We start from the raw sequence: 14683 nt of genomic DNA on the forward strand, positions 1-14683 counted from the left end.
GCGCGGTGGACGCGGGTGGCGGCTGGGTCACTGTCAGTGGTGGGCCGTAAGGTCTGTGGACATGGACAGCAGCATCGACGAGGCGGCGGCCCAGCCGGGCGGCGCCGTGCAGACGCCCCCGGCCACCCCGCCCCGGACGCCGGACCCCGCGATGCCCGCGGCCACGGAACCGGCCGGGGAAGCGGCGCCGCGGACGGCCCCGGCCGCGGGCGGCACGGGCGAGGAGCGGAGCGCCGCCGCGCCGACCTCCTTGTCGCCCTCCCGGGCCAGTGACTTCATGCAGTGCCCGCTGCTGTACCGGTTCCGCGTGATCGACCGGCTGCCGGAGAAGCCGAGCGAGGCGGCGACGCGGGGCACACTGGTGCACGCCGTGCTGGAGCGGCTGTTCGACGCGCCCGCCGGGGAGCGGACCGCGCCGCGCGCCAAGGCGCTGGTCCCGGGGCAGTGGGACCGGCTGCGCGAGAGCCGCCCGGAGGTGACCGAGCTGTTCGCCGACGACCCCGAGGGGCAGCGGCTGGCCGGATGGCTCGCCGAGGCCGAGCGGCTCGTGGAGCGCTGGTTCACGCTGGAGGACCCGACGCGGCTGGAGCCGGCCGAGCGCGAGCTGTTCGTGGAGGCCGAGCTGGAGTCGGGTCTGCGGCTGCGCGGGATCATCGACCGGGTGGACGTGGCGCCGACCGGCGAGGTGCGGATCGTCGACTACAAGACGGGCAAGGCCCCCCGCCCCGAGTACGCCGAGGGCGCGCTGTTCCAGATGAAGTTCTACGCCCTCGTGGTGTGGCGGCTGAAGCGGGTCGTCCCGCGCCGGCTCCAGCTCGTCTACCTGGGCAGCGGGGACGTGCTGACCTACGACCCCGTCCTCGCCGACCTGGAGCGGGTGGAGCGCAAGCTGCACGCGCTGTGGGAGGCCATCAGACAGGCCACGGAGACCGGGAACTGGCGGCCCCGGCCCACCAAGCTGTGCGGCTGGTGCGACCACCAGGCGCACTGCCCGGAGTTCGGCGGCACTCCCCCGCCCTACCCGCTGCCGGTCACAGCGCCCGGGCCCCGGACCGTGTGAACCCGGGATACGCCGGCAGGGCAGAATGGGGCCGGACTAGCGAAGGAGTGTCACGTGGCCATCCGTGTCCTACTGGTCGACGACCAGCCCCTGCTGCGTACCGGTTTCCGGATGATCCTGGAGGCCGAGCAGGACATCGCGGTCGTCGGCGAGGCCGGTGACGGCCTACAGGCCCTCGACCAGGTGCGCGCGTTGCAGCCCGATGTCGTGCTCATGGACATCCGGATGCCGCGGATGGACGGTGTGGAGGCCACCCGGCAGATCACCGGTCCCGGCCGGGACGGCCCGGCCAAGGTGCTGGTGCTGACCACGTTCGACCTGGACGAGTACGTGGTGGAGGCGCTGCGCGCCGGGGCCAGCGGCTTCCTGCTCAAGGACGCGCCCGCCAACGAGCTGGTGCAGGCGATCCGGGTGGTCGCGGCCGGCGAGGCCATGCTCGCGCCGAGCATCACCCGGCGGCTGCTCGACAAGTACGCCACGCATCTGCCGTCCGGTGAGGAGCCGGTGCCGGACACCCTGCACACCCTCACCGACCGCGAGGTGGAGGTCCTGAAGCTGGTGGCGCGCGGGCTGTCCAACGCCGAGATCGCGGCCGACCTGTTCGTCAGCGAGACGACCGTGAAGACGCATGTGGGCCATGTGCTCACCAAGCTGGGGCTCAGGGACCGGGTGCAGGCCGCGGTGTACGCGTACGAGAGCGGTCTGGTGCGCCCCGGCGCGCAGTAGGACCGTACGACGGCGAAGGCGCCCTCCCCTGGTGGGGGAGGGCGCCTTCGCCGTACCGGGCGTCGGTTCTCAGCGAGTTCCCAGGAGCCGTCAGTCGCTGGCTCCGCGGCCGAGCTCCCACAGCTGGAGTACCGAGGAGGAGTTGAGGGCGTAGGACACGCCCGTGATGCCGCTCCGTGCGGCGACGTACTGCTTGCCCTGCCACAGCGGCAGGATCGGGACGTCCTCGGCCAGGATGTCCTGGATCTGGGTCACGCTCTTGGAGGCGGCCAACCGGTCGGCCTCACGGCGGGACTGCGGGATCAGCGTGTGCTGGATGGTGGTGTTGCTGTAGGGGGAGCCGAGGATGTTGTCCTTGTCGAGGAAGGGCGCCAGGAAGTTGTCCGGGTCCGCGAAGTCGGGGAACCAACCCATGCCGTAGACGTCGTACTTGCCCTTCAGCTCGGAGGGCAGGAAGGTCTTCCAGGGGTGGCCCTGGATGGAGGCGTCGAACAGGCCGCTGTCGTTGAGCTGCTTCTGCAACACCTCGAACTCCTGCTTGGTGGCCGAGCCGTAGTGGTCGGTGGTGTAGTGCAGGGTCAGCTTGACCGGGGTGGTGATGCCGGCCTTGGTGAGCAGCGACTTGGCCTTGTCGACGCTGGGGTTGCCGTACTTGTTGAAGAACGAGTTGGAGTGGCCCGTGATGGTGGCGGGGACCAGCGAGTACAGCGGCTCGGCCTGGGTGCCGTAGACCTTGGACACCAGCTCGTCACGGTTGATGAGCTGGGCCATGGCCTGGCGCACGGCCTTGGACTTGACGGTGGGCGCTTCGGTGTCGAAGCCCAGGTAGCGGATCTCCAGGCCGGGCATGTCGACCAGGTCGACGTTCTCGTCGGTGCCGGCGTCCAGCTTCTGGATCTGCGCGGGCGACATGGTGCGGATCATGACGTCGATGTCGCCCTTGTCGATCGCGGCGCCCATGGCGTCGGCGTCGGGGAAGGCGCGGATCTCGACCTTGTCGTTGTTCACCTCCAGGCTGCCCTTGTACGTGGGGTTCCTGGTGTAGGTGACCGTGGTGATCGTGTTGTTCTTGACGTCGGCCTTGAGGGTGTACGGGCCGGAGCCGTCGACCTCGAAGCCGTCGCGCAGCTTGTCCTTGGCGTAGCTCTCGGGGTCGAGGATGCCGGCGACCGGCGTGGAGAGCTTGTACGGGAAGGTGGCGTCTGCCGTCTTGAGGTGGAAGACGACCTCGCGGTCGCCCTGCGTCTCGATGGTGTCGATGGTGTTCAGCAGTGTGGCAACACCCGTGTCGGCCTTGATGCGCAGGACTCGCTCGATGGAGTACTTGACGTCCGCGGCCGTGACCGCGTCGCCGTTGGCGAACTTCAGGCCCTCCCGCAACTTGCAGGCGTAGCGCTCGCTGCCGCTGTCGGTGAAGTTGCAGCTTTCGGCAGCCTCCGGCACCGGGCTTCCCTCGTTCTTGGGCACGATCATGAGGGTCTGCACCGTCGGACGCAGGATGTTCCAGGTGCTGGTGTCGTAGGTATAGGCCGGGTCGAGGGGCGCCGGGGCTTCCTTGGTGGCCGTGAACTGGTCCGTGGTACCGACGACGATGGCGTCACCGCTCTTGCTCCCGCTGTCGGTTCCGCCGCACGCGGCGAGAACCGGGGTGAGCAGGCCGGCCAGCGCCGGCAGCACCAAAGTCTTGCGGTTCATGCGGGAGTTTCTCCAGAGCTGTTCGGGTCCGTGTATCCGGCATGCAGGGGTGACGCGGCGGATCACGGGGGTTCTCGGCGATGTTCTCGCGACGAGATTAGTCCGCGCCCGCAGCCGGGTTCACAGCCGCGTGAGTTGACCCCCCATCACGCAGTGGAACCGGCCGCGGACACACCGAAAACCCGACAGCGGCAGGATTAGTGCAGCTTCCCATCAATCGGGACACAAGGTCGCGCGGCAGCATCACGGGCAGGGCAGGTCAGCACACTTGGCCAACATTGTCGAGCCCCATCGGCGTGGGGAACGTCACACACCCAACTGTGCGGCCAGTCAGCGGAATTCGGCCGCCCCGCTCCCGGCGAATTCCCCTCGGGTGTACTTCCCCGGAAATGTGTCCAGCGCCGCCAATGACGTTAACACGCTGGGTGAACGGCTAGCGCATTTCCGTCATCAGACCCCGCAGGAATGCCAGGTCGACCTCTTCCAGGGACGAGACGACGGTGCGTCCCTCGGCCGGGCCGATGGGGGCCACGGAGGGGACGGCGACCACCCGGCAGCCCGCGGCCTCGGCGGCGGCGACGCCGGTGGCGGTGTCCTCGACCACGGCGCATCTGGCCGGATCCGCACCGAGTCCGGCGGCGGCGAGCAGGTACGGGTCCGGGAAGGGCTTGGTGCGGGAGACCTCGTCCCCGGCGATGGAGAGGGAGAAGTGGTGCGGCCCGAGCACGGACAGCACACGGTCGATGATGCGCCGGTGGGAGGCGGAGACCAGCGCCGTGGGGACTCCGTGCAGGTGCAGTTCGCCGAGCAGCCGGGAGGCGCCCGGCATCAGCGGCAGCGTGCGGCCGATCCGGTCCTCGAAGCCCTCGTTGAGCAGCACGCTGAGTTCCGCGAGGGTGATGTCGGCGCCGGTCGCCTCGATGAGGAAGCCGGCGCTGCGGGTCATGGGGCCGCCGACCACGACGTGCCGCCAGGAATCGTCCAGGGTGTGGCCGAGGGCGGCGAAGACCTCCACCTCGACGTCCCACCAGAAGCCCTCGGTGTCCACCAGGGTGCCGTCCATGTCGAGCAGCACCGCCTGAAGGGCGGAGCCTTCGGCTGTACGGGTTCCGAGCGCGGGGACCGTACTGGTCATCCGGGCGCACCTCCTTGAGGGACGACCAGGCCGGTTCCCGGGCGGGGAACCGGCCTGCAGTGGACCGACCAGTGTACGACTTGTCCGATCAGTCTGCTGGGTGAGACACGCCTCACCGTGCGTTGAAGTACTTCGCCTCCGGGTGGTGGATCACGATCGCGTCCGTGGACTGCTCGGGGTGGAGCTGGAACTCCTCGGACAGGTGGACGCCGATCCGCTCCGGCTTGAGCAGTTCCGCGATCTTGGCGCGGTCCTCCAGGTCGGGGCAGGCGCCGTAGCCGAGGGAGAAGCGGGCTCCCCGGTACTTCAGGTCGAACATGTCCTCGATGGCGGCCGGGTCCTCCCCGCCGAAGCCGAGTTCGGCGCGCACGCGGGCGTGCCAGTACTCGGCGAGGGCCTCGGCCAACTGGACGGACAGGCCGTGCAGTTCGAGGTAGTCGCGGTAGGCGTTGGCCTCGAAGAGCTTCGCCGTCTCGGCGCCGATGCGCGAGCCGATGGTGACGACCTGGAGGCCGACGACGTCCGTCTCGCCCGACTCCTCCGGGCGGAAGAAGTCGGCCAGGCACAGGCGCCGGCCGCGGCGCTGGCGCGGGAAGGTGAAGCGGGTGCGCTCGTTGCCCTGGTCGTCCAGGATGATCAGGTCGTCGTCCTTGGACACGCAGGGGAAGTAGCCGTGGACGACGGCCGCTTCCAGGAGGTTCTCGGTCTGGAGCCGGTCGAGCAGGCCGCGCAGCCGGGGCCGGCCCTCGGTCTCGACCAGTTCTTCGTACGTCGGGCCCTCACCGGTGCGGGCCTGCTTCAGGCCCCACTGGCCCTTGAACAGCGCGCCCTCGTCCAGCCAGCTCGCGTACTCCTTGAGCTGGATGCCCTTGACGACCCGGGTGCCCCAGAACGGCGGCTCGGGGATCGGGTTGTCGGTGGCGACGTCGGAGCGGACGTGGCCCTCCTCCGGGCGCTCCTCGGCCTCCACGGCGGCGGCCCGCACCCGGCGCTGCCTCAGCTCGGGCAGCTTCGCCCCGGGCACGCCCCGTTTGACGCCGATGAGGGCGTCCATCAGGCGCAGGCCCTCGAAGGCGTCGCGGGCGTAGCGGACCTCGCCCTCGTAGATCTCGTGCAGGTCCTGTTCGACATAGGCCCGGGTGAGGGCTGCGCCGCCGAGGATGACCGGGAAGCGGGCGGCGAGGCCGCGCTGGTTCAGCTCCTCCAGGTTCTCCTTCATGATCACCGTGGACTTCACCAGGAGCCCGGACATGCCGATGACGTCGGCCCGGTGTTCCTCGGCCGCCTCCAGGATCGCGGAGACCGGCTGCTTGATGCCCAGGTTGACGACGTTGTAGCCGTTGTTGGACAGGATGATGTCGACGAGGTTCTTGCCGATGTCGTGCACGTCGCCGCGCACGGTCGCGAGCACGATCGTGCCCTTGCCCTCGGCGTCCGACTTCTCCATGTGCGGTTCGAGGTAGGCGACGGCTGCCTTCATGACCTCGGCGGACTGGAGGACGAAGGGCAGCTGCATCTGGCCGGAGCCGAACAGCTCGCCGACGACCTTCATGCCGTCCAGCAGGGTCTCGTTGACGATGTCGAGCGCCGGGCGGTCCTGGAGCGCCTGGTCCAGGTCGGCTTCCAGGCCGTTGCGCTCGCCGTCGATGATGCGGCGCTTGAGCCGCTCCTCCAGGGGCAGCGCGGCCAGTTCCTCGGCCTTGCCGGCCTTCAGGGACTTCGCCGTGGCGCCCTCGAAGAGCTGCATGAGCTTCTGGAGGGGGTCGTAGCCCTCGGCGCGGCGGTCGTGGATCAGGTCGAGGGCGGTGGCGACCTCCTCCTCGCTGAACCGGGCGATCGGCAGGATCTTGGAGGCGTGCACGATCGCCGAGTCCAGGCCGGCCTTGACGCACTCGTCCAGGAAGACGGAGTTCAGCAGGATGCGGGCGGCCGGGTTGAGGCCGAAGGAGATGTTCGACAGGCCCAGTGTGGTCTGCACCGCCGGGTGGCGCCGCTTCAGCTCGCGGATCGCCTCGATGGTGGCGATGCCGTCCTTGCGGGACTCCTCCTGACCGGTGCAGATGGTGAAGGTCAGGGTGTCGATGAGGATGTCCTCCTCATGGATGCCCCAGTTCCCGGTCAGGTCGGCGATCAGCCGTTCGGCGATCTCGACCTTCTTCTCCGGGGTGCGGGCCTGGCCCTCCTCGTCGATGGTGAGCGCGATGAGCGCGGCGCCGTGCTCCCGCGCCAGCCGCGTGACCTTGGCGAACCGGGAGTCGGGGCCGTCGCCGTCCTCGTAGTTCACCGAGTTGATCACCGCACGGCCGCCCAGCTTCTCCAGGCCGGCCCTGATGACGTCGACCTCGGTGGAGTCCAGGACGATCGGCAGGGTGGAGGCGGTGGCGAAGCGGCCGGCCAGTTCCTCCATGTCGGCGACGCCGTCCCGGCCGACGTAGTCCACGCACAGGTCGAGCAGGTGCGCGCCCTCGCGGATCTGCTCCCGGGCCATCTCCACACAGTCGTCCCAGCGGCCCTCCAGCATGGCCTCGCGGAACTTCTTGGAGCCGTTGGCGTTGGTGCGCTCGCCGATGGCCAGGTACGAGGTGTCCTGGCGGAACGGCACCGACTGGTAGAGGGAGGCGGCGCCCGGCTCGGGGCGCGGGTCGCGCTCGGGCGGGGCGAGGTCCCGCACCCGCTGCACGACCTGGCGCAGGTGCTCGGGGGTGGTGCCGCAGCAGCCGCCGATGAGGGAGAGGCCGTAGTCGCGTACGAAGTTCTCCTGGGCGTCCGCCAGGCCCTCGGCGTCGAGCGGGAAGTGGGCACCGTCCTTGGTGAGGATGGGCAGGCCCGCGTTCGGCATGCACAGCAGCGGGATGCGGGAGTGCCGGGTGAGGTAGCGCAGGTGCTCGCTCATCTCGGCCGGGCCGGTCGAGCAGTTCAGGCCGATCATGTCGATGCCGAGCGGCTCCAGCGCGGTGAGCGCGGCGCCGATCTCGGAGCCGAGCAGCATGGTGCCGGTGGTCTCGAAGGCCATCGAGCAGAGCAGCGGGACCTCGGTGCCGAGGCGCTCCATGGCCCGCCGGGCGCCGAGGACGGACGCCTTGGTCTGGAGCAGGTCCTGGGTGGTCTCGACGATCAGGGCGTCGGCGCCGCCGGTGAGCAGGCCCTCGGCGTTCGCCTGGAAGCCGTCCCGGATGGTGGTGAACCCGATGTGGCCGAGGGTGGGCAGCTTGGTGCCGGGGCCGATGGAGCCGAGGACCCAGCGGGGCCGGCCGTCGCGGGCGGAGAACCCGTCCGCGGTCTCCCGGGCGATACGGGCGCCGGCCTCGGAGAGTTCGTGGACCCGGTCGGCGATGTCGTACTCCGCCATGGCCGCGTGGTTGGCCCCGAAGGTGTTGGTCTCGACGCAGTCGACGCCCACGGCGAAGTACGCCTCGTGGACGGAGCGGACGATGTCGGGGCGGGTGATGTTGAGGACCTCGTTGCAGCCTTCGAGGTTCTGGAAGTCCTCAAGGGTGGGCTCCTGGGCCTGGAGCATCGTGCCCATGGCTCCGTCGGCGACCACCACTCGGGTGGCGAGTGCCTCACGGAGCGCGGACACACGGGTCCGGCTGTCGGCGGAAGGGGACGTTGGCAACGAGGCCATGTAAGGGCTCCCTGGAATGCGACGGCTGTCGGCTATGCGGCTGCCCGGACCGGCCGGACTGCCGCACGGCGCCAGAGTAACCGGAGTGGGCTTGGATGGGCAGCGGCGTCCACGAGACGGACGCGAACGGGCCGTGTGCCACGCATGGATCCCGCGTGATGTAACAGGTGCCGTCCGACCATTAGCGGGAGGTCGGCATGGACCGGTAGTGTTCGACATTGCCGAACGGTGATTTCCAAACGGCACCGCGGCAGGTCGAAGGGGACGGAGGCAGGACGGCGATGGCACGGAACATCCAGTCGCTCGAACGGGCGGCGGCGATGCTGCGGCTGCTCGCGGGCGGCGAGCGGCGGCTCGGCCTGTCGGACATCGCCTCGTCACTGGGCCTCGCCAAGGGCACCGCCCACGGCATCCTGCGCACCCTCCAGCAGGAGGGGTTCGTGGAGCAGGACGACACCTCCGGGCGCTACCAGCTGGGCGCGGAGCTGCTGCGCCTCGGCACGACCTATCTCGACGTGCACGAACTGCGCGCGCGGGCGCTGGTGTGGACCGACGACCTGGCCAGGTCCAGCGGGGAGAGCGTGTACCTGGGCGTCCTGCACCAGCAGGGCGTCCTGATCGTGCACCACGTCTTCCGGCCCGACGACAGCCGGCAGGTGCTGGAGATCGGGGCCATGCAGCCGCTGCACTCCACGGCCCTGGGCAAGGTGCTGTCCGCCTACGACCCGGTCGCGCACAGCGAGGCGCTGGACACCGAGCGGAAGGCCTTCACGGACCGCACGGTGTGCGACCCCGGCGACTTCGAGCACCTCCTCGACGTCACGCGCGCGCGTGGGTACGCGGCCGACGTGGAGGAGACCTGGGAGGGCGTGGCGTCGATCGCCGCGCCCATCCACGACCGGCGCCGGATGCCGGTGGGCGCGGTCGGCATCACCGGCGCGGTGGAGCGGCTGTGCCGGGAGGGCGAGCTGCGTCCGGAGCTGATCGCCGCGGTGCGCGACTGCGCCCGCGCGGTCTCCCGTGATCTGGGCGCCGGGCGGTTCTGACCGCGGGCACGAGCGGGGAACCAACGGAACCGGGACGACCGGGACGCCAGGCGGCGTTCCGGTCGTCGATCTACCCTGAAATCGGCAAAAACGGCTAGATCGTACGCCCGTGCACGAACGTTGATAACCCGCAACGATCAATAACGATCCTGTTTTCGATAACAGAACTCTTGACTCACGTGTAACGCCGAAGCGAGACTCCCGTCCATCGGTCGGCATTGTCGAACACCTTCCGGCAATACGCGCTAGAGTGTGACAACGCCAAGGGCCGGCATCGCTCTCACCCCCGAGGGCGCCAGAACCCCCGCTGGGACCGGGGTTCGGCTTACCCCTGGACGAAGGACAAAGGAGTCGCGGGTGTCCAGCTCCGACATCTTCATCGGCGAGACCATCGGTACCGCCATACTCATCCTGCTCGGCGGCGGCGTCTGCGCCGCCGTGACGCTGAAGGCCTCCAAGGCCCGTAACGCCGGTTGGCTCGCCATCGCCTTCGGGTGGGGCTTCGCCGTCATGACGGCCGTCTACATCTCCGGACCGCTGTCCGGCGCCCACCTCAACCCGGCCGTCACCGTCGCCCTGGCCATCAAGGACGGCGACTGGAGCAACGTTCCGACCTACTTCGCCGGCCAGCTGCTCGGCGCGATGATCGGCGCGGCCCTGGTGTGGGTCACCTACTACGGCCAGTTCTACGCGCACCTGACCGACAAGGAGATCGTCGGCGGCCCGGGCGCGCAGGCCACGGCGGCCAAGGCGGTCGAGGCCGAGGAGCAGGGCGCCGGCCCGGTGCTCGGCATCTTCTCCACCGGCCCGGAGATCCGGAACGCGGTGCAGAACCTCGCCACGGAGATCATCGGCACGGTCGTGCTGATCCTCGCGGTCCTCACCCAGGGCCTGAACGACAAGGGCAACGGCCTCGGCGTCCTCGGCGGTCTGATCACCGCGCTCGTGGTCGTGGCGATCGGTCTGTCGCTCGGCGGCCCGACGGGCTACGCGATCAACCCGGCCCGTGACCTGGGCCCGCGCATCGTGCACGCCCTGCTGCCCCTGCCCAACAAGGGCGGTTCCGACTGGAGCTACGCCTGGATCCCGGTGGTCGGTCCGCTGATCGGCGCCGCCATCGGTGCAGGTATCTACAACGTCGCCTTTGCTTGAGAAGCCTCTTGAGAAGCCTGACGAAGCACCGAGTCTTCGAGCACGCGCCGTACGTACAGCCCCCTCACCACGGATCTTCCAGGAGCACACAGTGACCGACGCCCACACCGCAGGCCCCTTCATCGCGGCGATCGACCAGGGCACGACCTCCTCGCGCTGCATCGTCTTCGACCGGGACGGCCGCATCGTCTCCGTCGACCAGAAGGAGCACGAGCAGATCTTCCCGAAGCCGGGCTGGGTCGAGCACAACGCCAACGAGATCTGGACCAACGTCCAGGAAGTCGTCGCCGGCGCCATCGCCAAGGCCGGCATCACCCGGGACGACATCAAGGCCATCGGCATCACCAACCAGCGCGAGACCACCGTGCTGTGGGACAAGAACACCGGTGAGCCCGTCCACAACGCCATCGTCTGGCAGGACACCCGCACCGACGCGCTCTGCAAGGAGCTGGGCCGCAACGTCGGCCAGGACCGCTTCCGCCGCGAGACGGGCCTGCCGCTGGCCTCCTACTTCGCCGGGCCCAAGGCCCGCTGGCTGCTCGACAACGTCGAGGGCCTGAAGGAGCGCGCCGAGGCCGGTGACATCCTCTTCGGCACCATGGACACCTGGGTCATCTGGAACCTGACCGGCGGTGTCAACGGCGGCAAGCACGTGACCGACGTCACCAACGCCTCCCGCACCCTCCTCATGAACCTGCACACGATGCAGTGGGACGAGAAGATCTGCGAGTCCATCGGCGTGCCGGAGCAGATCCTGCCCGAGATCCGCTCCTCCGCCGAGGTCTACGGCGAGATCACGGGCGGCAAGCTCGGCGACCTGCTCGGCGGCATCCCGGTCGCCTCCGCGCTCGGTGACCAGCAGGCGGCCCTGTTCGGCCAGACCTGCTTCTCCGAGGGCGAGACCAAGTCGACCTACGGCACCGGCACCTTCATGGTGATGAACACCGGCAGCAAGATCATCAACTCCTACGCCGGTCTGCTGACCACCGTCGGCTACAAGATCGGCGACCAGCCGACGGTCTACGCCCTGGAGGGCTCGATCGCCGTCACCGGCTCGCTGGTGCAGTGGATGCGCGACCAGATGGGCCTGATCTCCACCGCGGCCGAGATCGAGACGCTCGCGCTCTCGGTCGAGGACAACGGCGGCGCCTACTTCGTGCCGGCCTTCTCCGGCCTGTTCGCCCCGCACTGGCGCTCCGACGCCCGCGGTGTGATCGCCGGCCTGACCCGGTACGTCACCAAGGCGCACCTCGCGCGCGCCGTCCTGGAGGCCACCGCCTGGCAGACCCGGGAGATCGCCGACGCCATGGTCAAGGACTCCGGCGACGAGCTGGTGACCCTGAAGGTCGACGGCGGCATGACCGCCAACAACCTGCTGATGCAGACCCTCGCCGACGTCCTCGACGCACCGGTGGTGCGCCCGATGGTCGCCGAGACCACCTGCCTCGGCGCCGCCTACGCCGCCGGTCTCGCCGTCGGCTTCTGGAACAGCACCGACGACCTGCGCGCCAACTGGCGCCGGGCCGCCGAGTGGACCCCCCGCATGGACGCGGAGACCCGCGCCCGTGAGTACAAGAACTGGCTCAAGGCCGTCGACCGGACCATGGGCTGGCTCGAAGACGAGAGCTGAGCGGCCCTTCCGGCTCAGCCATCTCTGACGAGGAGTAAGTACCCGACATGACCAGTCAGTCCACCCTGCAGACCGTGCCCGCCCTGGGAACGCACCCGGCTTCCGGTTCCAACCCGAGCCGGGCCGAGACCAGGGAGCAGCTCGCCAAGGCGTCGTACGACCTTCTTGTGATCGGCGGCGGCATCCTGGGCATCTCCACCGCCTGGCACGCCGCGCAGTCCGGCCTCAGGGTGGCGCTGGTCGACGCCGGCGACTTCGCCGGCGCCACCTCCTCCGCCTCCTCCAAGCTGCTCCACGGGGGCTTGCGCTACCTCCAGACCGGCGCGGTGAAGCTGGTGGCGGAGAACCACTTCGAGCGCCGTGCGGTCTCCCGCCAGGTGGCCCCCCACCTGGCGAACCCGCTCACCTTCTACCTCCCCGTGTACAAGGGCGGGCCGCACGGCGCGGCGAAGCTCGGCGCGGGCGTCTTCGCCTACTCCGCGCTCTCCGCGTTCGGCGACGGCGTCGGCCACCTGCTCTCCCCCGCCAAGGCGGCGCAGGACGTGCCCGAGCTGCGCACCGAGAACCTCAAGGCCGTGGCCGTCTACGGCGACGACCAGATGAACGACGCCCGCATGGCGCTGATGACGGTCCGCGCGGCCGTCGAGGCGGGCGCGGTCGTCCTCAACCACGCGGAGGTCACCGGGCTGCGCTTCACCAGGGGCCGGGTCACCGGCGCCGACCTCAGGGACCGGCTGTCCGGCGACGAGTTCGGCGTCAACGCCCGCCTGGTGCTGAACGCGACCGGCCCCTGGGTCGACCACCTGCGCCGGATGGAGGACCCGAACGCGGCGCCCTCCATCCGTCTGTCCAAGGGCGCGCACCTGGTCCTGAAGCGGACGTCCCCGTGGAAGGCCGCGCTCGCGACGCCCATCGACAAGTACCGCATCACCTTCGCCCTCCCCTGGGAGGACATGCTGCTGCTCGGCACCACCGACGAGGAGTACGAGGGCGACCCCGCGGATGTCGGGGTCACCGAGAAGGACATATCCCAGATCCTGGACGAGGCCGCGTTCTCCGTCCGGGACCAGCAGCTCCAGCGCGACCTCATCACGTACGCGTTCGCCGGTCTGCGGGTGCTGCCGGGCGGTCCCGGCGACACCGCCAAGGCCAAGCGCGAGACCGTGGTGACCGAGGGCAGGGGCGGCATGCTGTCCGTCGCGGGCGGCAAGTGGACGACGTTCCGCCACATCGGCCGGACGATCATGAAGAAGCTGGAGGCGCTGCCGGGTCACCCGCTCGGCGACGACTTCGAGCCGATCTCCTCGCTGCCGAAGAAGCTGCCGCTGCCCGGTGTCGCCAACCCGCGCGCGGTCGCCCACCGGCTGCTGGTGGACGGTCCGGCCCCCGGTCCGCGCATGGGCGCCGACACCGCCAGGCACCTGGCCACCCACTACGGCTCCCTGGCCTTCGACATCGCCCGCCTGGCGAACGAGAACCCGGAGCTGGCCGGGCGCGTCCACCCCGACGCCCCGGAGATCTGGGCGCAGGTCGTCTGGGCCCGCGACCACGAGTGGGCCGAGACGGCGGACGACGTGCTGCGCCGCCGCACCACGCTGACCATCCGGGGCCTGGACACGGACGAGGTCCGCGCCAAGGTCCAGGACCTGCTGGACAAGAAGTAGCAGCGGGCTCGCACAGACGGTCCAGGACACCTGAGGGGCGGCCCCACGCCGATGGGGCCGCCCCTTCCCGCTTCCCCGTGCGCCACAACGCCCTCCGCGGCCCGGCGGCGCCGCCGCATAATGTGCGACATCCGATGTCTGGGGCGACAGGAGGCCGGCCGTGGCAGTCACCGACGAGGCGATCGAGAAGATCAAGGGCATGATCGTCTCCGGTGCGCTGCGCCCGGGCGACCGGCTGCCGAAGGAGAGTGAACTGGCCGCCGAGCTGGGCCTGTCCCGCAACTCCCTGCGGGAGGCCGTACGCGCCCTGTCGCTGATCCGGATCCTCGACGTACGGCAGGGCGACGGCACCTATGTCACCAGCCTCGATCCGCAGTTGCTGCTGGAGGCGATGAGCTTCGTCGTGGACTTCCACCGCGACGACACCGTGCTGGAGTTCCTGGCCGTGCGCCGCATCCTGGAGCCGGCCGCGACCGCGCTGGCGGCCCCCCGGATCGATGCCGGGCAACTGGACGCGCTGGAGGCCCAGTTGGACGCGCTGGGCGCGGAGCCGTCGGTGGAGCAACTGGTCGCGGCCGACCTGGAGTTCCACCGGAGCATCGTGCAGAGCGCCGGGAACTCGGTGCTGTGCTCGCTGCTGGACGGGCTGTCGGGGCCCACCACCCGGGCCCGGATCTGGCGGGGGCTCACCCAGGAGGACGCCGTCGGCCGCACCCTGCGCGAGCACCGGGCGATCCTGGGCGCGCTGCGCGACCGGGACGCGGAGGCGGCGCGCTCCTGGGCGACCGTGCACATCGCGAGCGTGGAGCAGTGGCTGCGGTCCACTCTGTGAGTTCGGCTGCCCGCGCGTGTTCCGCGGTGGTGAACGGGGCAGTGATCCGTTCACTCCCCCACACGAGGGGGCTGCGGGCGCCCCCGCCGGACGCCGTAAGGTTGGTGAGTCAAGCGAG

10 protein-coding genes are annotated in these 14683 nt (G+C 70.0%); 7 read left to right on the top strand and 3 right to left on the bottom strand.

What is annotated here, in order from left to right:
- Positions 1–61 precede the first annotated feature (61 nt).
- Together IE294_RS03920 and IE294_RS03925 are read left to right on the top strand one after the other, a co-directional pair.
- A complete protein-coding gene (locus IE294_RS03920; RefSeq protein ID WP_189882277.1) occupies positions 62–1060 on the top strand; it encodes a RecB family exonuclease in 999 nt (332 codons plus the stop codon).
- A 54-nt stretch (positions 1061–1114) separates the two neighbouring features.
- On the top strand, positions 1115–1786 hold the full coding sequence (locus tag IE294_RS03925; RefSeq protein ID WP_014671700.1) for a response regulator: 672 nt from the start codon (positions 1115–1117) through the stop codon (positions 1784–1786).
- A 90-nt stretch (positions 1787–1876) separates the two neighbouring features.
- Here IE294_RS03925 and IE294_RS03930 read toward each other — a convergent pair whose 3' ends face one another.
- From IE294_RS03930 to metH, 3 genes are all read right to left on the bottom strand, one after another.
- Positions 1877–3481, bottom strand: coding sequence for an ABC transporter substrate-binding protein (locus tag IE294_RS03930; protein ID WP_189882279.1), 1605 nt, complete (start codon positions 3479–3481; stop codon positions 1877–1879).
- Between the two features lie 433 nt (positions 3482–3914).
- A complete protein-coding gene (locus IE294_RS03935; protein ID WP_189882281.1) occupies positions 3915–4616 on the bottom strand; it encodes an HAD family hydrolase in 702 nt (233 codons plus the stop codon).
- 112 nt (positions 4617–4728) lie between these two features.
- A complete protein-coding gene (metH, locus tag IE294_RS03940; RefSeq protein WP_189882283.1) occupies positions 4729–8241 on the bottom strand; it encodes a methionine synthase in 3513 nt (1170 codons plus the stop codon).
- A 281-nt stretch (positions 8242–8522) separates the two neighbouring features.
- On the opposite strand from metH, the gene IE294_RS03945 reads away from it, so the two are divergent.
- The 5 genes from IE294_RS03945 to IE294_RS03965 all read left to right on the top strand — a co-directional run bounded on the left by IE294_RS03945 (position 8523) and on the right by IE294_RS03965 (position 14565).
- On the top strand, positions 8523–9287 hold the full coding sequence (locus tag IE294_RS03945) for an IclR family transcriptional regulator (RefSeq protein WP_189814773.1): 765 nt from the start codon (positions 8523–8525) through the stop codon (positions 9285–9287).
- Between the two features lie 357 nt (positions 9288–9644).
- Complete coding sequence (locus IE294_RS03950; RefSeq protein WP_189882285.1) at positions 9645–10439, top strand: MIP/aquaporin family protein; 795 nt, start codon at positions 9645–9647, stop codon at positions 10437–10439.
- A gap of 91 nt (positions 10440–10530) precedes the next feature.
- Positions 10531–12069, top strand: a complete 1539-nt coding sequence (glpK, locus tag IE294_RS03955; RefSeq protein ID WP_189814770.1) for a glycerol kinase GlpK — start codon at positions 10531–10533, stop codon at positions 12067–12069.
- Positions 12070–12116: 47 nt separating this feature from the next.
- The gene (locus tag IE294_RS03960) at positions 12117–13733 is read left to right on the top strand and encodes a glycerol-3-phosphate dehydrogenase/oxidase (RefSeq protein WP_189882287.1); all 1617 of its coding nucleotides are present in this window, start codon (positions 12117–12119) and stop codon (positions 13731–13733) included.
- Between the two features lie 160 nt (positions 13734–13893).
- Positions 13894–14565 carry a FadR/GntR family transcriptional regulator gene (locus tag IE294_RS03965; RefSeq protein ID WP_189882289.1) on the top strand — a complete coding sequence of 224 codons (672 nt, stop codon included), beginning with the start codon at positions 13894–13896 and terminating at the stop codon, positions 14563–14565.
- The last annotated feature ends 118 nt before the right edge of the window (positions 14566–14683 follow it).

Origin of the sequence: Streptomyces canarius, assembly GCF_014650735.1 — a bacterium.
GTDB lineage: Bacteria > Actinomycetota > Actinomycetes > Streptomycetales > Streptomycetaceae > Streptomyces > Streptomyces olivaceoviridis.